Below are 19,236 nucleotides of genomic sequence, written 5' to 3'. Positions count from 1 at the left end.
GGACTGAACGCAAAGTGCCGGATAGATAAAGAAAAACCCCGCCGCAGCGGGGTAGTGAAATTTTCTCACTCACGTCCTTCAGAGATGGAACGCGTTGTGTTGCTCAAACCAGGCAAACTGTCCGGCGGCAAACACCGACATTTTACTGCCGCTGTGGCCGACGTCCGAAAGATCTATAAAATGCCAGTTAAACGGCGTGTTGTTCTGCTCGGCGCGTTGCTGCGACGTGGCGAAATAACTCTCGGCGCGATCCAGACGGTTAGTCCCCTGTGCCATCGCCTGCTTGGATTTGCGCAGTAAATGGTTTTCCGGGTCATCATCTTCAGCACCGACGGCAATCAGCACCGGCTTGGCAAAGTAATCATTCAGTTGCTGCTGACTGACGGCAACCGGCGCTTCGCGAAGACCGTAAGGCCAGCGCTGATCGGTGTCCGGCAACGTCCACCATCCTGCTGCTGCGCACACTGCCGCTTTGACATTCGGTTGCGGCAGCAGTGTCAGCATACGGTGGACGAACTGGCAGCCCGCACTGTTCCCAAACAGATAATATTGTTTCTGACGGGTCACGCCCTGTTTTTGCAGCGTGGTGAAAATATTATCGACAATCGTGAATGCCCACTGGGATTTAGGCTGGCGATGGTGAGTTTTGGCGTCCACCAGATTGCCGAGGTTATAACCCGCTGCGCCGGGAAAATCTTGCTCGCTGAAATGCGGCACCAGAACGCGTAAATGATACTGTTCGGCGACGGTTATCCAGTCGTTTCGGTACGTAGACGCATTACGGTCAACGCCGGTCATCACCATGACCACCGGCGTCGTTTCATCAGCATCGGCTGGCTGATAGGTGAAGACTTCCAGCGTCTTTTTGCCCTGCGCGATAGGAATATGTATCACACCGGCACCCGGCGGGAAGGTGACGGACACTTTCGCGGCCACCGGCGATTTTGTCTCAGGATGAACCGTTTTCGCTACGGCGGGCGCGGGTGCCTGAGCCGTCGGTGCGGTCTCAGCATACGCGCCAGCGGAGAAAATCAGCGCCAGAACGGCGCAACGCAGCACAGTAATCATTCACTATCTCAACAGGTTAGTTTCTACCGGCTCACTGTATGCCAGCAATGCAGGCAGTGTAAAGGCAGTTGAAGTCAGGATTTGGTGAAGAAAAGCGCAGTGAAGTCATGGCACGCAGGCCGGTATTCCGGTACTATGCCGCGTTTTTTCGAGCAACGAGAGCGCCTCATGACCACCACATTATTTAAAGATTTTCAGTTCGAAGCCGCCCACCATTTACCGCATGTGCCCGCTGGTCATAAATGCGGACGGTTACACGGCCACTCATTCACCGTGCGTTTAGAAATCACCGGTGAAGTGGATCCGCATACCGGCTGGGTGATGGATTTCGCCGATCTGAAAGCTGCGTTCAATCCGACATTGGATCGTCTCGATCACTATAATCTGAACGATATTCCCGGATTAGAAAACCCGACCAGCGAAGTGCTGGCCGAATGGATCTGGAATGAGATGAAGCCGAAGTTACCTTTGCTTTCCGCCGTGCGTGTGAAAGAAACCTGCACTGCGGGATGCATCTACCGCGGCTAACAATATTTACCGCGGGTCACTATATTTCCCGCGGGTCACTATATTTACCGCGGGTCACAATATTGCCCGTCAGGCAATGTTCAGATACTTGTGTGTCTGCATCGAAAGCCGCCAGTTCCTTGCAATGCAGGTCGCAATGCAAAGTTTGGTGGCTTCTTCTTTTTGACTGATCGGTTGCAGGGCGATAATACGCGCTTTGCTGTCGGTCAGGGTTTCCAGCAAAGCATCCAGCGCGTCGATATCACGCTGACGCGCCACCGGATGTTTCACTTCATCAGCACGTTTGAGCGCCTGCGGCAGAATGTCGTAGCCACCACGCATATTCACCTTTGGCGACACGGTCACCCAGGTATTCACTGAACAACGGACTTCGTGCGTCCCGCTGGTCTCAATCTGGCAGCTGAAGCCGTTCTTTTCCAGCAGCATGGTCAGCGGCATCAAATCGTAAATACACGGCTCACCGCCGGTGATCACAATGTGGCGCGCGGTATAACCCTGCTGCACGATGACGTCCAGCAACTGCTCGGAGGTCGCGTTGCCCCAGGCATCACTTTCTTCGGTTTTGACCAGAATGCGCTGCATATCGACTTCCCGATCGGCAATTTTATCCCAGGTGTGTTTGGTGTCGCACCAGCTGCACCCTACCGGACAGCCTTGCAGGCGTACAAAAATCGCCGGCACGCCGGTAAAATAACCTTCCCCTTGCAGGGTTTCGAACATCTCATTAATCGGGTACTGCATCGTTTTCTCAGTCATCTCTAAAAAGTCAGCGCGCATTATCGCAGATCGCAGGCGCTGCGCCAAACACGGGGCGCAGCGGAAATGTCTGCAAAAATGTCTGTCAGCCTGCAGAGTGAATGGCGTCGGTAAAACGTTGCGTGATCTGCTGCGGGCGGGTGATTGCACCACCGACCACGACAGAATGCGCCCCAAGCGTTAAGCATCGCGCCGCCATTTCAGGTGTATCGACATTTCCCTCGGCAATGACCGGCGTATCGCAATGCGCCAGTACTTGCCGCAGGAAGGCAAAATCGTCATGCCAGAGTTTGCTGCCCTGTGTCTCCTGAGTATAGCCGTGCAATGTCGTGCCGATACAATCAAACCCTAACGTCTGCGCGTTCTGCGCTTCTTCTAAGGTCGCGATGTCTGCCATCAGCAACAAAGCCGGAAACTCTTCACGAATGCGTTGCACCAGCTCGGCGAGCTGTAATTCGCCTGGGCGTTGATGGGCAGTGGCATCGAGCGCAATCATATCTGGCGCAACAGCCATCAGTTCGCGCACTTCTTTCAGAGTTGCCGTGATGTACACGTCGCTGGCGGGATAATCACGCTTAATGATCCCGATGATCGGTAATGGCACGGTGGCACGAATGGCTTTCACATCCGCGACGCTGTTGGCGCGGATCCCCGCCGCGCCGCCCTGCATCGCGGCCAGCGCCATGCGGCTCATAATAAAATCACTGTGCAGCGGTTCGTTGTCCAGCGCCTGACAGGACACCACCAGCTTTCCCTTGATGGTCGTTAACATTGACTGATTCATACTCCCAACATCTCCTCGATTTCATTTTTAATAATCGTGACGTGTGGCCCGTAAATGACCTGAATTCCGTTCCCACGGATAAGGACGGCCCTTGCTCCGCTGGACTTCAGCTTGCTTTCATCCACGTCTGCTGCCTGAAGGACGCTGATCCGCAAACGCGTTGCACAACAGTCCAGCTCGGCGATATTGGCCGCGCCGCCCAGAGCTTCAATAATCATTCCAGCGCGGTCGGTTACCACGTTATCCTGCTGAATTTCAGCCTCATCACGCCCCGGCGTTTTCAGGTTGAAGCGCCTGATCAGATAGCGGAAAGAGAAGTAATAGAGCGCGAACCACGGCACACCGACCAGCGGGACGTACATCCAGTGAGTTTTACTTTCTCCCTGTAAAACGCCAAACAGGATGAAATCGATAAAACCGCCGGAGAAAGTCTGCCCGATGGTGATCTGCAAAATATGCGCGATCATGAAAGCCAGACCGTCAAAAACGGCGTGCAGGACATACAGCATCGGCGCGACAAACAGGAACGAGAACTCAATCGGTTCAGTAATCCCGGTCAGGAAGGAGGTCAGTGCCGCCGAGAGCAGCAGCCCTGCGACCCGCTTTTTATTCTCAGGCCGTGCCGTGTGATACATCGCCAGACATGCCCCAACCAGACCAAACATCATGGTAATAAAGCGCCCGGACATAAACCGTGAGGTGCCGATATAAAACTGCTGCGTATTCGGGTCGGCCAGTTGTGCGAAGAAGATCCGCTGTGTGCCTTCCACCAGATGCCCATTCACCACTTCACTGCCGCCGAGTGCGGTAGTCCAGAAAGGCAGATAGAAAATATGATGCAGGCCGAACGGGCCGAGCATGCGCAGCACAAAACCGTAAATGAAAGTGCCGAAGTATCCTGTGGCATCCACCAGCCCGCCCATCCCAAAAATCACTTTCTGAAAATGTGGCCAGATGAAGAACATCACCGCCCCGACGACAATCGCCGCGACAGAAGAGATGATCGGTACAAAACGCGAACCACCGAAAAACCCAAGAAACTGCGGCAACTCGATTTTGTTAAATCGGTTATGCAGCCACCACGTCACGAGACCAATCACCACACCGCCAAAAACGCCGGTTTCCAGCGTCTGGATACCGAGCGCCATGCCCTGCCCGACGGCGCTGAGATTGGTCGTGACGAGCTGACCTTTGAGGATCAGGATGGCGTTGATGGTCGCGTTCATCACCAGATATCCCAGCAGCGCGGATAATCCTGCCGTGCCTTTATCACTGCGCGCCAGTCCGACCGCAACCCCGACGGCAAACAGCACCGCCAGATTGGCAAAGACGATCGAGCCGGCGCTGGCCATGACGGTGAAAATCGCCTGCAAGGCCGGGATATTCAGAAACGGATACGCCGCTAACGTATTTGGGTTAGAGAGCGCCCCGCCGATCCCCAACAGCAAGCCGGCTGCGGGCAAAATCGCGATAGGCAACATGAAAGACTTGCCGAATTTTTGGGCTCTTTCGAACCAGGCCCCGCCCCCTGAACCATTGAATATTGACATGAGATGACTCCGCGTTGCGTTGTTATGATAATTATTTTCACCACATTATATAAATAAAATAATAATTACCATCAAATACGCAGCATTATCCATACGGAATTCTTCTGGCGTTAACTGCGTCACATCAGCCAAACTAGGGAGGTCAATTATTCTGAGGAGAGCCGAGTGAGTCAGACCAAGGAAACAGGCACGCTATTACTGCGAATGCGTCAGGGGCTGGAGAATTACAGCCCGACGCTGCACAAGCTGGGCAGTTTTGTGCTGGAACAGCCGCAGCGCGTGCTTTACCTGACCATCACTGAACTGGCGCGTGAAAGTGACACCAGCGAGGCCAGCGTCACGCGACTTTGCCGTCAGCTGGGGTGCAAGGGGTTTACCGAGTTCAAAATGGGGCTCGCGCTTGAGACGCGTCAAAACCCGGCAAATCAGGCCGCCGAAGGGAATGACGATGTTCAGACGCTGATCGAAGACAGCATCGCCGCCCTGCGCGATACCGGTAAACTGCTCGATCGTCAGGTGCTGGCGGACGCGGCATTGCACATTCATAACGCGCGTTCCGTGCAGGTCTATGGCGTCGCCGCCAGCGCCATTGTGGCCGATTATCTGGGCTATAAGCTGCTGCGCCTGGGTAAAGCGTCGCAATGTTTTGCCGATATGCATCGTGGGGCGATGAACGCAGTGAGTCTGGACAAACGGGATATTGTGGTGGTGATTTCAAGCTCAGGATCCACCAAAGATGTGCTGCACGCGGCAGAACTGGCGAAGCGTCAGGGCACTACGATAATCGGCATCAGCAATACGCTGCGCAGCCCGCTTTCCTCACTGGCGGATATTTTACTGGTCGCCGCCAAACCGGAAGGCCCGCTGACAGCGGGATTACTGACGTCAAAAGTCGGTGGGATGTTACTGGTAGAATTACTGATCAATCAGCTGTTAACGCTCTCCCCTGATTATCTGCAGGCCAGCGAACACAGTGCAAGTGCCACGCTTTCTTTGTTGCTGTAACCCGAAACTTTCCCGCAGCTTTCCCGGAATTACGGACATAAAAAAACCCGCCGGAGCGGGTTTTTCAGGAAAGTGTTACGGGGCAGTAATTACTGACCTTTAACTTCTTTCAGACCGTTGAACGGTGCAGGTGTGCCTTGTGCAGCCAGCGCTTCTTCAATACGAATCAGCTGGTTGTATTTAGCAACACGGTCAGAACGGCTCATAGAACCGGTTTTGATCTGGCCTGCAGCGGTACCTACTGCCAGATCGGCAATGGTAGCATCTTCAGTTTCGCCTGAACGGTGAGAGATAACGGCAGTGTAGCCAGCGTCTTTCGCCATTTTGATCGCAGCCAGAGTTTCGGTCAGTGAACCGATCTGGTTGAATTTGATCAGGATGGAGTTAACGATGCCTTTATCGATACCTTCTTTCAGGATTTTGGTGTTGGTTACGAACAGATCGTCGCCAACCAGCTGGATTTTGTCGCCCAGCACTTTAGTCTGGTATGCGAAACCATCCCAGTCAGATTCGTCCAGACCGTCTTCGATAGAAACGATTGGGTATTGTTTGGTCAGGTCTTCCAGGAAGTGAGTGAACTCTTCAGAAGTGAAAGCTTTATTGCCTTCGCCGGCCAGAACGTATTTACCGTCTTTGTAGAATTCTGATGCTGCACAGTCCATCGCCAGAGTAATGTCTTTACCCAGCTCGTAACCTGCTGCTTTTACCGCTTCAGCGATAACAGACAGAGCTTCTGCGTTAGAACCCAGGTTTGGCGCGTAGCCACCTTCGTCACCAACAGCAGTACCCATGCCTTTAGATTTCAGCACTTTAGCCAGGGTGTGGAACACTTCAGAACCCATACGGATGGCTTCTTTCAGAGTTTTAGCGCCAACAGGCTGAATCATGAACTCTTGAATATCAACGTTGTTATCAGCGTGTTCGCCGCCGTTGATGATGTTCATCATAGGCAGTGGCATAGAATATTTGCCTGGGGTGCCGTTCAGTTCTGCGATGTGAGCGTACAGTGGCAGACCTTTAGAAGCAGCAGCCGCTTTAGCAGCAGCCAGGGAAACAGCCAGAATCGCGTTAGCGCCGAAGTTAGATTTGTTTTCGGTACCATCAAGATCGATCATGATCTTGTCGATGTTAGCCTGGTCTTTCGCGTCTTTACCGGTTACAGCCTGAGCGATAGGACCGTTAACAGCAGCAACAGCTTTCAGTACGCCTTTGCCCAGGAAACGGGATTTGTCACCGTCACGCAGTTCCAGCGCTTCGCGGGAACCAGTAGAAGCACCTGATGGTGCAGCTGCCAAACCAACGAAACCGCCTTCCAGATGAACTTCAGCTTCTACAGTCGGGTTACCACGGGAGTCAATGATTTCACGGCCGATAACTTTAACGATTTTAGACATTAAGATTTCCTCAGTACAAGTTAACTAAAGCTTCGGAAAAGCGATTCCAGACAGTCTGTCCCGAACCACTTCCCCGGTATTTTATTTTACCTGACGCTTCTGATACTCACCGGCAGCCTTCACGAAGCCTGCAAACAACGGGTGACCATCACGCGGCGTAGACGTAAATTCTGGATGGAACTGACAAGCCACAAACCACGGATGATTTGGCAGCTCGATGATTTCCACCAGTTGCTTATCGCCAGAGCGACCGGCTACGCGTAAACCTGCGGCTTCGATTTGTTTCAGCAGCATATTGTTTACTTCGTAACGGTGACGATGGCGTTCAACTATTGTCGGTTCGCCGTACATCTCACGAACCAGGCTACCGTCGCTCAGGTGACATTGCTGCCCACCGACGCGCATGGTACCGCCTAAATCACTGTCTTCGGTACGTACTTCAACGTTACCGTCTTCATCTCGCCATTCGGTGATCAGCGCCACCACAGGGAATTTACAGTCTGGCACAAATTCAGTGGAGTTGGCATTTTCCATACCTACCACATTGCGGGCGAACTCCATCAGTGCCACCTGCATACCCAGACAAATGCCCAGATAAGGAATGTTGTTTTCACGTGCATAACGGGCGGTCGCGACTTTGCCTTCCACACCACGGTAACCGAAGCCACCTGGGATCAGGATAGCGTCCAGACCTTTGAGCACTTCAACACCACGGGTTTCGACATCCTGAGAGTCGATAAGTTTAATGTTCACGGTCAGACGATTTTTCAGGCCGCCGTGCTTGAGCGCTTCAATCACAGATTTATACGCATCTGGAAGCTCAATGTACTTACCGACCATACCAATCGTGACTTCACCGCCCGGATTGGCTTCTTCGTAGACAACCTGTTCCCACTCGGAAAGATTGGCTTCCGGAGCATTGAGGTTAAAGCGCTTACAAATATAGTCGTCCAGACCCTGAGATTTCAAGAGGGCCGGGATTTTATAAATGGAATCAACATCTTTAAGAGAAATCACCGCTTTTTCTGGCACATTACAGAACAGGGCAATTTTGGCACGTTCGTTGGCAGGAACTGCGCGATCGGAACGGCAGATCAGCACGTCTGGCTGTATCCCGATAGATAGCAGCTCTTTTACGGAGTGCTGAGTCGGTTTAGTTTTCACTTCACCGGCAGCCGCCATGTAAGGCACCAGCGTCAGGTGCATGTACAGCGTGTGCTCACGGCCCACGTCTACGGCCATCTGGCGAATCGCTTCCAGGAACGGCAGGGATTCGATATCACCCACAGTACCGCCAATTTCAACCAGCACAACGTCGTGGCCTTCGCCGCCTTCGATGATGCGTTCTTTGATATTGTTGGTGATGTGCGGGATAACCTGAATGGTCGCGCCGAGATAGTCGCCGCGGCGCTCTTTGCGCAGCACGTCGGAGTAAATACGGCCAGTGGTGAAGTTGTTACGACGGGTCATTTTGGTGCGAATGAAACGCTCGTAGTGACCGAGGTCCAGATCCGTTTCAGCGCCATCTTCGGTTACGAAGACTTCACCGTGTTGAGTCGGACTCATGGTGCCGGGATCCACGTTGATATACGGGTCCAGTTTCATCATGGTCACGTTAAGGCCACGGGCTTCGAGAATAGCCGCCAGAGAGGCTGCGGCAATGCCTTTACCCAGAGAGGATACGACCCCGCCGGTCACAAAAATATAATTAGTTGTCATGCTGAACCTGAGAGGTTAGGTTTAAAGATGATGGAGTAACCAAGACGGGAAAACAGTATACCGGAACCTTGTGTGCGCCACAAATAAACGTTTTGCTGCCCATCATCGTTTTCCTCAGCGTCAGTTCAGAAAAGTTAACCTTTCCCAACATTCTCTCTCATTCTTTCAAAAACAATCAGTTAGCGAATAAAAATGGCGTAACTGTTCGCATGACTCACTAAAACATCTTAGATATCAATTTGTTGGACTTTAACGCTCTCAGATCAGGCTTTTAGCGGCTGACTGATACTGAGCTTAACCGTTTCAGCAAATGCAGATCTTGTCGCCGATCAAAGTCCGGGCACCGGTTTTACGGCTTCTCGCTCTTCTTTACCTGCTGCCACGCGGCTTCCATCTGATCCAGGGTGGCATCTTCCATGTTCAGCCCCTGCTCACGGATAATGCTTTCCACATGACGAAAACGGCGCTCGAATTTACGGTTCGCAGCCTGCAGTGCATCTTCCGCTTTGTGCCCCAGATGGCGGGAAAGATTCACCGTCGCGAACAGCAGATCGCCAATTTCCTCGCCGAGCTTTTCTTCGTCAATCACTGCCTGACGCGCTTCAAACATTACTTCATCGATCTCTTCGTAGACTTTATCGAGCACCGGGCCGAGCGTGGTCCAGTCGAAACCCACGTTTGAGCAACGCTTCTGAATTTTGTGCGCTTTCATTAGTGCAGGCAGTGCGGAGGGAATGTCGTCGAGCGCCGAGTGCAGCGATTTGTCAGCCCGTTCCAGCGCCTTGCGCGCTTCCCATTTCACCAGCACATCTTTGCTGCTGGCGTCTTTTGACCACGCCGCTTCATCACCGAAAATTTGTGGATGACGACGTTCAAGCTTATCGGAAATCGCATTACAGATATCGTCGAAAGCAAACAACCCCTGCTCGCTGCCCATCTGCGCGTAAAACACCACCTGAAACAGCAGATCGCCCAGTTCATCACGCACGTCGTCGTAATCTTTACGCGCAATGGCATCCAGTACTTCATAGGTTTCTTCCAGCGTGTACGGCGCGATGGTCTCGAAGGTTTGTTCTTTATCCCACGGGCAACCGGCCGCGGGATCGCGCAGAGTTTTCATGATGGTGAGCAAACGTTGAAGAGGTGATTCGGTCATGAGGGCTGTCCGTTTTAAAAATGTGTATGCCAAAGCAAAAATAAGAAAGGCCCGACAGGCGGGCCTTTAAAGGATTTCGATCAGTTGCCGTGCAGGCGTTTGGCGTCAATGACGTCCGGCAGCTGGTTCAGCTTGGCGATCACCCGCCCCAGCACCTGTGGATTGTAGATTTCGATATCCATATCGATAGTCGCCAGTTGTTGCTTGGTATCGCTGCGGCTGGCCACGCCCAGTACGTTGACCTTCTCGTTGGCCAGAATGGTGGTGATATCGCGCAGCAGGCCGCTGCGATCGTTCGCCACCACGCGTACCACCAGCGAATACCCGCTGGAGTAGCTTTCGCCCCAGACGGCGTCTACCACACGCTCTGGCGCATTCAGGCGTAAATCTTCTAACTGGTCGCAATCGGCCCGGTGAATAGAAATCCCCCGGCCCTGGGTGATGTAACCGACGATTTCATCACCCGGTATCGGCTGGCAGCAGCGCGCGATGTGGTGCATCAGATTGCCTACGCCTTCAACCACCACGCGGCCATTGTCTTTACTGCCATTGCGTTGCGGTGCCGGCGTAGTTTTCTGCGTCAGCTGACGCATCGCCTCTTTATCCAGCTCTTCCGCACTCGGCTTTTTAAGCTGCGATTGCAGGAAGTTGACCATCTGGTTGATGCGGATGTCGCCGTTGCCAATTGCGGCCAACACTTCGTCGAGCGAATTGACGTTGTAGCGCGGCAGCAGCAGTTTTTCGGCATCCTTGATGCTGATATCCATTCGATCGAGTTCGTCGTCGAGGATCTGCTTACCGGCGATGATATTTTTGTCGCGATCCTGTTTACGGAACCAGTTCTGGATCTTCGAGCGCCCGCGGCTGGTGGTGACATACCCGAGACTCGGGTTCAGCCAGTCACGGCTTGGGTTCGCGTGCTTCTGGGTGATGATTTCAATCTGATCGCCCATTTGCAGCTGATAGGTAAACGGCACAATGCGCCCGCCGATTTTCGCCCCGATACAGCGGTGACCGACATCGCTGTGGATGTGGTAAGCGAAGTCGAGCGGCGTCGAGCCGGTCGGCAAATCGATAACATCGCCTTTTGGCGTAAACACGTAGACGCGGTCGTCGAAGACCTGACTGCGCACTTCGTCGAGCATTTCGCCCGAATCGGCCATTTCTTCCTGCCACGCGATAAGTTTACGCAGCCACGCGATGCGACCCTCGTAGCCACCGCTGCGGCCACCGACCACGGCGGTGCCTTCTTTGTATTTCCAGTGCGCCGCGACGCCCAGTTCTGCGTCTTCGTGCATCTGGCGGGTGCGGATCTGGACTTCCAGCGTTTTACCACGCGGCCCGAGCACCACGGTGTGGATCGACTGATAGCCGTTCGGTTTCGGGTTGGCGACGTAATCGTCGAACTCATCCGGCAGATGGCGGAAATGGGTATGCACAATCCCTAACGCCGCGTAACAATCCTGCAAACGCTCCACCACGATACGCACGGCGCGCACGTCGAACAGTTCGTCGAAGGAGAGGGATTTTTTCTGCATCTTGCGCCAGATGCTGTAGATGTGTTTCGGGCGGCCATAGACATCGACTTTAATGCCCTCTTCGCCCATCGCATTTTTGACGGTAGAAACAAAATCATCGATGTACTGTTCACGGTCGATACGACGCTCATGCAACAGTTTGGCGATGCGTTTGTATTCATCAGGATGCAGATAACGGAAGCAGAAATCTTCCAGCTCCCATTTGAGCTGGCCGATACCGAGGCGGTTCGCCAGCGGGGCATAAATATTGGTACATTCTTTCGCCGCCAGAACACGCTCTTCTTCCGGCGCGTCCTTCACTTCACGCAGATGCGCGATACGTTCGGCGAGCTTGAGCACCACGCAGCGGAAATCTTCCACCATTGCCAGCAGCATCCGGCGGACGTTGTCCACCTGCTCCGGGGCCATAGAGTCATTGTGCGTGGCTTTCAGTTGGCGGATGGCATCCATATCACGCACGCCATGCACCAGATCGGTAATGCCTTTACCAAACTGCTCAGTCAGCGTGTCTTCATCGATGATGCCGTCATCGACCAGCGGAAACAGCAGCGCGGCGCGCATACTGTCGTTATCCATACTGAGGGTCGAGAGGATTTCAACCATCTCAAGACCGCGCCACAGCAAGAGCGACGCGTGCGGATGGCCCTGCGTTTGTTGCTCGCAGTAGCGCCAGGTTTCGGCTAAACGGTCACATGACTGTTGGCTGGACAGCCCTAAACTGTTAATCCAGTCGTCGAGCGCAAACTCGCCAGCCGTGTTCAGATGTGCACTTCTTACCGCAACCATACCCTCTCCCTACGTGTCTGACACAACCCCGGTGTCAGATGGGTTGATAAACAGAGCCATCGATTCAAGGTGCCCGGTGTGCGGAAACATATCCAGCATACGAACCTGAGCCAACCGATAACCCGCCTCCAACAAAATTTTACTGTCCCGAGCCAATGTCGTGGGATTGCAGGACACATACACCACGCGCTGCGGGGCAAGCTTAACAATATGCGCCATCACGCCGGCCGCACCGCCCCGCGCAGGATCGAGCAAAACTTTATTGAAGCCTTGCGCTGCCCAGGGTTGCTGACTGACGTCGTCCTCCAGATTTTCATGGAAGAATGACGCATTTTCTACTCCGTTAATCCGGGCATTATCTTGCCCATTCGCCACCAGTGTAGCAACACCTTCGACTCCGACAACCCGCTTAGCTCTTTTTGCCAGTGGAAGCGTGAAATTTCCCATTCCGCAGAATAAATCCAGCACCCGGTCTTCGGGCGTCAGCGCCAGCCATTCCAGCGCCTGTGCCACCATTTGCTGGTTTACGTCATCGTTAACCTGAATAAAATCACGCGGACCGAAATTCAGCGTCAGGCCATCAATCTGATACGAAGGGACATCGCCGCACAAGCGCTCCAGCGTGTCGCTGTCCGGTGCCAGAAAAATCGTTAACTGATATTTCTGCGCAAACGTTGTCAGGCGGGTGCGGTCAGCTTCGCTGAGCGGATCCAGATGGCGCAATACCAGCAGCGCACCGCTGTCCGCCAGCACCATTTCCAGATGTCCGAGGCGTTTAGCCGCCGTCAGCGAGGCCAGACATTCCTGCACCGGTACCAGCAGTTGCTCGAGCTCAGGACGCAATACCGGGCAGCGGGTGACAGCCACCAGATCATTCGAACCTTCCTGACGGAATCCCATCACCAGCGGCCCGTTGCCGGATTTACGCCCCGGCTTAGCGCCGGCAATTTGCAATCCGAGACGCGCACGGCGGCGATAACCGTATTGCGGACCGGCAATCACCGGCTGTTCATCGGCCTGAATCCCTGTTTCGCGGGAAATCAGCCGCAGCAGAGACGCCGATTTACTGCGCTGCTGCAACGCCTCGCTGGCGTGCTGCTGCTGGCAACCGCCGCAGGTGGAATAGTGCGGGCACGCCGGTTTGACGCGGTCAGCGCTGGTGGTCAGCAGATGTTTCAGCCGCCCTTTGGCGTACTTACTTTTATCTTCTGTTAAGATCACTTCCGCCTGCTCGCCCGGCAATAAGCCACTGACAAACACGGCTTTGCCGTTATGACGTGCAACACCCTGCCCGAAAGCATCCAGGTCGGTGGCGGTCACAGTTATCGTTTGCCGGGTCGTCACACGGCGGTTCGGAGAGTAGAATTGAGCCATTATTGTCGATTGCACGCTGGTTTATTAAGCTTACTTTAGGTAATTCTCCCACATTGGAACCTCATGACCAAATATAGCCTTCGCGTACGGATGATGATCCTGATTCTGGCACCGACATTAATGATCGGTTTGCTGCTCAGCACCTTCTTTGTGGTGCACCGATATAACGAGTTGCAGAATCAGCTGATCGACGCCGGAGCCAGCATTATCGAGCCACTGGCGGTCGCGAGCGAATACGGCATGACGTTCCGCGAACGCGAGCCGGTGATACGTCTCATCAGCCGCCTGCATCGCAATCATTCCGACATTGTCCGCAGCATCAGCGTGTTTGATGGCGACAACAAACTGTTTGCCAGCTCGAACTCACTGCGCGAAAACACACCGTTGCAGGTTAAAAGTGTTAAAGATATTCCCCGCGAACTGACGCAGATGCGCATCGGCGACTCCCTGATTTTGCGCACACCGGTTCAGGCCGAAAACCATACTGAGGCCGATGACGCCTCTTTCATAACGTCTCCCGAACATAATCTGGGATATATCGCTATTGAGCTCGATATCAGTTCGGTGCGGCTGGCGCAGTATCAGGAAGCGTTCGTTTCCACCATGTTGTTACTGTTGTGTCTGGGTATCGCCACCCTCTTTGCCTATCGCCTGATGCGCGACGTTACCGGGCCAATCCGCAACATGGTAAACACAGTGGACCGGATCCGTCGCGGCCAGCTCGACAGCCGCGTCGAAGGCACGATGCCCGGTGAGCTGAGCATGCTGAAAAACGGCATCAACTCGATGGCAATGTCCCTGACGGCGTACCACGAAGAAGTGCAACAGAATATCGATCAGGCCACGTCAGACCTGCGCGAGACGCTCGAACAGATGGAAATCCAGAACGTCGAGCTGGATTTGGCGAAAAAGCGTGCGCAGGAGGCAGCGCGTATTAAATCGGAATTCCTCGCCAATATGTCGCACGAGCTGCGCACACCGCTTAACGGCGTCATTGGTTTTACGCGCCAGACACTCAAAACGCCGCTGTCCCCGACGCAGGCAGATTACCTGCAAACTATTGAACGCTCAGCCAATAATCTGCTGACCATCATTAATGACGTACTGGACTTCTCGAAGCTGGAAGCGGGCAAACTGGTGCTTGAACACATTCCTTTCTCGCTACATGAAATGCTCGATGAAGTGGTGATCCTGCTGGCACACACCGCGCACGACAAAGGGCTTGAGCTGACGCTCAACGTTCACAATAACGTGCCGGAAAACGTGCTCGGCGACCCGATGCGTATGCAGCAAGTGGTCACCAACCTGCTGGGAAATGCGATTAAATTCACCGAAAATGGCAATATTGATATCAATGTGGAACTGCGCTCGCAGAACAATTTGCAGGTCGAACTGGAAGTACAGATCCACGACACCGGCATCGGTATTTCCGAGCGGCAGCAGTCGCAGCTGTTCCAGGCTTTCCGTCAGGCCGATGCCAGTATTTCTCGCCGTCACGGCGGAACCGGTCTGGGGCTGGTAATCACTCAGCGGCTGGTGAAAGAGATGGGCGGCGATATCAGCTTCTACAGCCAAATCAATCGCGGTTCGACTTTCTGGTTCCACGTTACGCTGGAGCTCAATGAAAACCGCCACGTGACGCCGGTTTCCATGAGCTCGCTTGAAGGTAAACGTCTGGCTTACATCGAAGCCAACCCGGCGGCGGCGAAAGCCACTATGGAGATTTTGCAGGCAACACCGCTGGAAGTAACCCATCGCACGTCGCTGGCGGCATTGCCAGAAAACTATTACGACATGATGTTGTGCAGTATTCCGGTCAAACAGGATCAGACGCTGGCCGATTATGACGACAGACTAAAACGGGTGCTGGGCATGACGCGCCACCTGCTGCTGGCGCTGCCAAGCCAGTTCCAGGTTGATGCCGAAGAGCTAAAACGGCGTGGCGTGCAGGCTTGTCTCATCAAACCTATGTCCAGCATCCGTCTGCTGCCATTGCTGTTAAAAGAGCAACAACCGGTGGTTCAGATCCTCGGTTCGGAGGAAACTAAAATCTCGCGCCTGCCGCTGACAGCGATGGCTGTGGATGATAATCCGGCGAACCTCAAACTGATTGGTGCGTTGCTCGAAGAACTGGTCGAAACAACCGTGCTTTGCCACAGCGGTGAAGAAGCGATTGAAGTCGCCCGCCACACCGATCTGGACATCATTTTGATGGATATTCAGATGCCCGATATCGACGGCATCCGCGCCAGCGAAATCATTCATCAGATGGCGCGCCACACCAGTACACCGGTGGTGGCAGTAACCGCCCACTCGCTGAGCGGCGAACGCGAACAGTTGCTGAAACTCGGCATGGACGATTATCTGGCGAAACCGATCGACGAAGGCATGCTGAAAAATGTGCTGTCGCGCCATTACTCGCATCAGAATCAGTTAGATTCACCTCTGCAAACGCAGGAAGACCTGGCGCCAAACAGCACGCTCGACTGGCAGCTGGCACTGAGCCAGTCCGCCAATAAAGTCGCGCTGGCTCAGGATCTGTTGCAAATGTTGGTGGAATTTCTGCCGCAGGTCGCCGAACGCGTCGATGCCGTTGCGCGCGGTGAAACCGATAACGACATTCTGGCGCTTATCCACAAACTGCACGGCAGTTGCAGCTACAGCGGCGTCCCGCGTCTGAAACAGCTCTGTTATTACATCGAACAACAGCTGCGTCAGGGCGTGAGTGTGGAAACGCTGGAGCCAGAATGGTTTGAACTGCTTGATGAAATCGAGAATGTGAAGCAGGCGGCGGTGGCCTACTTGCCAAGGTAAAAAGGGCCGGAGTGAGAAGTTTCAGGTAAACAACATAACGCCCGGCTTTAACCGGGCGTTTTTACGCGTTAAAAATGCCGGTTAAAACCAGGTTGTCACAGCCCCGGTCACATCCCATTGTTCGTTCACCAGCAGCAGCTGGCGCCATTTATCAAAGGTCAGGCACGGATGGCAGATATCGAACACCAGCATATCGCCAACTTTCAGATCTGCATTTTCCGGGATCGACATAAACGCATGCTGATCCATCATCGCGTAAACCTTCCAGTCATCGGGCGCGGGCACAACGGTGGTGTAACCTGCCTGCGTGGCGCTGCGCGGGCGGAAATGACCGGCGGCTTTCGGGTATCCGGCATCGTAACCGGCATCACGCTTGCCGAAGGCGATGATCGCCCTGCCCGGCTCCGGCAAAGACTGCACCGCCGCCCAGACCTGCAGCGCGGGTTGTAAGCTGCTGTTCATTTCACGCGCCACCGGATTGCTGGTTTGCATCCGCTCCAGCGCGACCTGATACGCACCAACATCGTGCGTGACATAGCAGCCGGAGCGCAGGATAACGTCAAGCCGGTAGCGTTTATCACTGTCCAGATGAGGATCTTCACGTGTCAGCTCTTCCGCCACCACGTCAAACCACGCAGATCCTGCGCCGGTCAACATCACCTGCGGTTCAGCGAATTCACCTGCCTGCGCCAGCGCTTCGGTACGCGCGACAACGTGACGCAGGAAGGCGCGGATCGCTGCTTCGTCATTACTGACACCCTCATAAAGCTCAACGCCCACCAGCGCCAGCGACTGCGGCCAGCGCTTCACGGCCGCCAGCACTTCCGCCTCCTGCTCGCCGGTGCGGATACCGGTGCGACCGCCCTGAATGCCGTATTCGAACATGACGCGCAGTGTCAGTTGCTGGCTGGCAAAATAGTGGCCGAGGGCATCCACGTTATCGGCAGAATCGATGATGCAGGAAAATTCAAATTCAGGATCCTCACGCAATAATCCGGCGATGATCGCCATGCTGCCTTTGCCGATCAGCTGGTTCGCCATAATCACTTTGCGCACACCATGCTGGAACGCCACATTAACCTGTGGCGCGGTCGCCAGCGTGATACCCCACGCGCCGAACTCCAGCTGCATCTGGTACAACTCAGGGCTCATGGTGGTTTTGCCATGCGGCGCGAGTTTCAGCCGATAGCGCTGAATAAATTCACGCATCCACGCAAGATTGTGTTCGATTCGCTCTTCAAGCAGTACCGCTACCGGCAGGCTGACGTCCTCGCGCAGAATATTCCAGCCCTGCTGGCGGATATCCCCCATGCGTGAATCTGCACTGATGGCACCTAATCCTTTGGTTTGTGTATTGACCGGCTGCTGCGAAAAATCAATCTCTGACATGGCGAGGTTCCCGTTGCGATTTGATTCTAAAAACTAACGTAAAATCGTCGGGAATAAAATACAAAAACCGGTGCAGGCTGGGCCTGAACACCGGTTTTTTAATGACGTATTGTTGCTGATTCTTGCCGTGAATACTTTCTCAGAGCTTTTGCGATAACTTAATGGTCGCGGCAATATTCCGTGCTGACTTACGCAAATTATCTGCGGCATTTTTAAGGGCGTCGTCCAGCGTACACACACTGTAGAGCACGCTGAAAACCGCATCCAGCCCGTGAGCGTAAACCACATCCACGTCTTTAGTCAGACTGCCCGCAATGCCAATCACCGGTTTGTTGTAACGCTTGGCGACCCGCGCCACGCCAATCGGCACCTTGCCGTTGATGCTCTGGCTGTCGATACGCCCTTCGCCAGTGATCACCAGCGTCGCGTCTTTGACCAGCGCATCCAGCCCCAGCGCATCGGTGACGATCTCAATGCCCTGACGCAGTTCCGCGCCGCAGAATCCGTATAACGCCGCGCCCATGCCACCCGCTGCACCTGCGCCGGGCACATGCTCAACGTCAATGCCCAGATCCTGTTTGATCACTTTTGCGTAATGATGCAGATAGCCGTCGAGCTGCTCAATCATCTCGGGCGTTGCACCTTTTTGCGGGCCAAAGATGGCGGAAGCGCCGTCTTTTCCGGTCAGCGGATTGGTCACGTCACAGGCCACTTCGAAGCGGCATGTTTTGACTCGAGGATCCAGCCCGCTGATATCGATGTGATGCAGCTTTTCCAGCTCCCCGCCGCCCTGACCAATGGACTGGCCCTCTTTGGTCAGCAACTTCGCGCCCAGCGCCTGCATCATGCCGGCCCCGCCGTCATTGGTCGCACTGCCGCCGATGCCGATGATGCAGTGTTTTACGCCGTGGTCGAGCGCGGAGCGGATCAGCTCGCCCGTGCCGTAAGAGGTGGTTTTCAGCGGATTACGCTGCGCTGCCGGTACACTTTCCAGCCCGCTGGCGGCGGCCATTTCGATGAACGCGATTTTCTCGTCGCCGGAAAGCCCGAAGAAGGCTTCAAGTGGTGTGCCTAAAGGCCCGGTCACATTCACTTTCACCACGCGTCCGCCGGTGGCTGCCACCATCGCTTCCACCGTGCCTTCGCCGCCGTCGGCGACTGGCAGTTTGATATACTCCGCGTCAGGGAAAATCTCACGAAATCCACTTTCGATGGCCTTCGCCACATCCAATGCAGACAAACTTTCTTTGTATGAATCCGGTGCGATCACTATTTTCATAAAGTCATTACCTTCATAAACTGCACGCGCCGTTGTGGAAAAGCGTCCTGTCAGTTTTGCATTCTGCCAAAAGGCTACGCGGCGCGATTTACTACG

At 54.3% G+C, this 19,236-nt stretch carries 14 protein-coding genes; 3 read left to right on the top strand and 11 right to left on the bottom strand.

Features of this window, described 5'->3' with window-relative positions; genetic code table 11:
- Positions 1-78 precede the first annotated feature (78 nt).
- Complete coding sequence (locus tag ACMHLI_RS16485; protein ID WP_413530395.1) at positions 79-1,068, bottom strand: hypothetical protein; 990 nt, start codon at positions 1,066-1,068, stop codon at positions 79-81.
- Positions 1,069-1,236: 168 nt separating this feature from the next.
- Here ACMHLI_RS16485 and queD point away from each other — a divergent pair, with 168 nt between their 5' ends.
- On the top strand, positions 1,237-1,596 hold the full coding sequence (gene queD, locus ACMHLI_RS16480) for a 6-carboxytetrahydropterin synthase QueD (RefSeq protein WP_413530394.1): 360 nt from the start codon (positions 1,237-1,239) through the stop codon (positions 1,594-1,596).
- Between the two features lie 69 nt (positions 1,597-1,665).
- On the opposite strand, the gene queE is transcribed toward queD, so the two are convergent.
- The 3 genes from queE to ACMHLI_RS16465 form a co-directional block, all read right to left on the bottom strand.
- Positions 1,666-2,337 (bottom strand): 7-carboxy-7-deazaguanine synthase QueE, encoded by a 672-nt coding sequence (queE, locus tag ACMHLI_RS16475; RefSeq protein WP_413530420.1) that lies wholly within the window; start codon positions 2,335-2,337, stop codon positions 1,666-1,668.
- Between the two features lie 100 nt (positions 2,338-2,437).
- Positions 2,438-3,136, bottom strand: a complete 699-nt coding sequence (locus ACMHLI_RS16470) for an N-acetylmannosamine-6-phosphate 2-epimerase (RefSeq protein WP_413530393.1) — start codon at positions 3,134-3,136, stop codon at positions 2,438-2,440.
- Complete coding sequence (locus tag ACMHLI_RS16465; RefSeq protein ID WP_413530392.1) at positions 3,133-4,686, bottom strand: maltose/glucose-specific PTS transporter subunit IIC; 1,554 nt, start codon at positions 4,684-4,686, stop codon at positions 3,133-3,135. The genes ACMHLI_RS16470 and ACMHLI_RS16465 overlap by 4 nt, the downstream gene beginning before the upstream one ends.
- A 204-nt stretch (positions 4,687-4,890) precedes the next feature.
- Between ACMHLI_RS16465 and ACMHLI_RS16460 the strand changes: the two genes are divergently transcribed.
- Positions 4,891-5,691 (top strand): MurR/RpiR family transcriptional regulator, encoded by an 801-nt coding sequence (locus ACMHLI_RS16460; protein WP_413530419.1) that lies wholly within the window; start codon positions 4,891-4,893, stop codon positions 5,689-5,691.
- An 89-nt stretch (positions 5,692-5,780) separates the two neighbouring features.
- On the opposite strand, the gene eno is transcribed toward ACMHLI_RS16460, so the two are convergent.
- The 5 genes from eno to rlmD all read right to left on the bottom strand — a co-directional run bounded on the left by eno (position 5,781) and on the right by rlmD (position 13,658).
- Complete coding sequence (eno, locus tag ACMHLI_RS16455) at positions 5,781-7,085, bottom strand: phosphopyruvate hydratase (protein WP_413530391.1); 1,305 nt, start codon at positions 7,083-7,085, stop codon at positions 5,781-5,783.
- A gap of 81 nt (positions 7,086-7,166) precedes the next feature.
- The gene (gene pyrG, locus ACMHLI_RS16450) at positions 7,167-8,804 is read right to left on the bottom strand and encodes a glutamine hydrolyzing CTP synthase (RefSeq protein ID WP_413530390.1); all 1,638 of its coding nucleotides are present in this window, start codon (positions 8,802-8,804) and stop codon (positions 7,167-7,169) included.
- Between the two features lie 349 nt (positions 8,805-9,153).
- A complete protein-coding gene (gene mazG, locus ACMHLI_RS16445; RefSeq protein ID WP_413530389.1) occupies positions 9,154-9,960 on the bottom strand; it encodes a nucleoside triphosphate pyrophosphohydrolase in 807 nt (268 codons plus the stop codon).
- Positions 9,961-10,040: 80 nt separating this feature from the next.
- Entirely contained in the window at positions 10,041-12,284 is a 2,244-nt protein-coding gene (gene relA / locus ACMHLI_RS16440) for a GTP diphosphokinase (RefSeq protein WP_413530388.1), read from the bottom strand.
- Between the two features lie 9 nt (positions 12,285-12,293).
- Complete coding sequence (gene rlmD / locus ACMHLI_RS16435) at positions 12,294-13,658, bottom strand: 23S rRNA (uracil(1939)-C(5))-methyltransferase RlmD (protein ID WP_413530387.1); 1,365 nt, start codon at positions 13,656-13,658, stop codon at positions 12,294-12,296.
- 63 nt (positions 13,659-13,721) lie between these two features.
- Between rlmD and barA the strand changes: the two genes are divergently transcribed.
- Positions 13,722-16,472 carry a two-component sensor histidine kinase BarA gene (gene barA / locus ACMHLI_RS16430; protein ID WP_413530386.1) on the top strand — a complete coding sequence of 917 codons (2,751 nt, stop codon included), beginning with the start codon at positions 13,722-13,724 and terminating at the stop codon, positions 16,470-16,472.
- 81 nt (positions 16,473-16,553) lie between these two features.
- Here barA and ACMHLI_RS16425 read toward each other — a convergent pair whose 3' ends face one another.
- Together ACMHLI_RS16425 and ACMHLI_RS16420 are read right to left on the bottom strand one after the other, a co-directional pair.
- Positions 16,554-17,861 carry an amino acid deaminase gene (locus tag ACMHLI_RS16425; protein WP_413530385.1) on the bottom strand — a complete coding sequence of 436 codons (1,308 nt, stop codon included), beginning with the start codon at positions 17,859-17,861 and terminating at the stop codon, positions 16,554-16,556.
- Positions 17,862-18,000: 139 nt separating this feature from the next.
- Positions 18,001-19,140: a glycerate kinase gene (locus tag ACMHLI_RS16420; RefSeq protein WP_413530384.1), complete on the bottom strand. Its 1,140-nt coding sequence runs from the start codon at positions 19,138-19,140 to the stop codon at positions 18,001-18,003.
- Between the last annotated feature and the right edge of the window lie 96 nt (positions 19,141-19,236).

This window comes from Rahnella inusitata, from assembly GCF_965118895.1.
Lineage (GTDB): Bacteria > Pseudomonadota > Gammaproteobacteria > Enterobacterales > Enterobacteriaceae > Rahnella > Rahnella inusitata_A.
Note: the sequence above shows the minus strand (reverse complement) of the source record. Positions and strands in the feature narration are given on the sequence as shown.

Coding starts and splice junctions, on each gene's coding strand:
- ACMHLI_RS16470 (WP_413530393.1), bottom strand. CDS start 3,136: ATGAATCAGTCAATGTTAACGACCATCAAGGGAAAGCTGGTGGTGTCC.
- rlmD (WP_413530387.1), bottom strand. CDS start 13,658: ATGGCTCAATTCTACTCTCCGAACCGCCGTGTGACGACCCGGCAAACG.
- queD (WP_413530394.1), top strand. CDS start 1,237: ATGACCACCACATTATTTAAAGATTTTCAGTTCGAAGCCGCCCACCAT.
- relA (WP_413530388.1), bottom strand. CDS start 12,284: ATGGTTGCGGTAAGAAGTGCACATCTGAACACGGCTGGCGAGTTTGCG.
- barA (WP_413530386.1), top strand. CDS start 13,722: ATGACCAAATATAGCCTTCGCGTACGGATGATGATCCTGATTCTGGCA.
- queE (WP_413530420.1), bottom strand. CDS start 2,337: ATGCAGTACCCGATTAATGAGATGTTCGAAACCCTGCAAGGGGAAGGT.
- eno (WP_413530391.1), bottom strand. CDS start 7,085: ATGTCTAAAATCGTTAAAGTTATCGGCCGTGAAATCATTGACTCCCGT.
- ACMHLI_RS16420 (WP_413530384.1), bottom strand. CDS start 19,140: ATGAAAATAGTGATCGCACCGGATTCATACAAAGAAAGTTTGTCTGCA.
- ACMHLI_RS16460 (WP_413530419.1), top strand. CDS start 4,891: ATGCGTCAGGGGCTGGAGAATTACAGCCCGACGCTGCACAAGCTGGGC.
- pyrG (WP_413530390.1), bottom strand. CDS start 8,804: ATGACAACTAATTATATTTTTGTGACCGGCGGGGTCGTATCCTCTCTG.
- ACMHLI_RS16425 (WP_413530385.1), bottom strand. CDS start 17,861: ATGTCAGAGATTGATTTTTCGCAGCAGCCGGTCAATACACAAACCAAA.
- ACMHLI_RS16485 (WP_413530395.1), bottom strand. CDS start 1,068: ATGATTACTGTGCTGCGTTGCGCCGTTCTGGCGCTGATTTTCTCCGCT.
- mazG (WP_413530389.1), bottom strand. CDS start 9,960: ATGACCGAATCACCTCTTCAACGTTTGCTCACCATCATGAAAACTCTG.
- ACMHLI_RS16465 (WP_413530392.1), bottom strand. CDS start 4,686: ATGTCAATATTCAATGGTTCAGGGGGCGGGGCCTGGTTCGAAAGAGCC.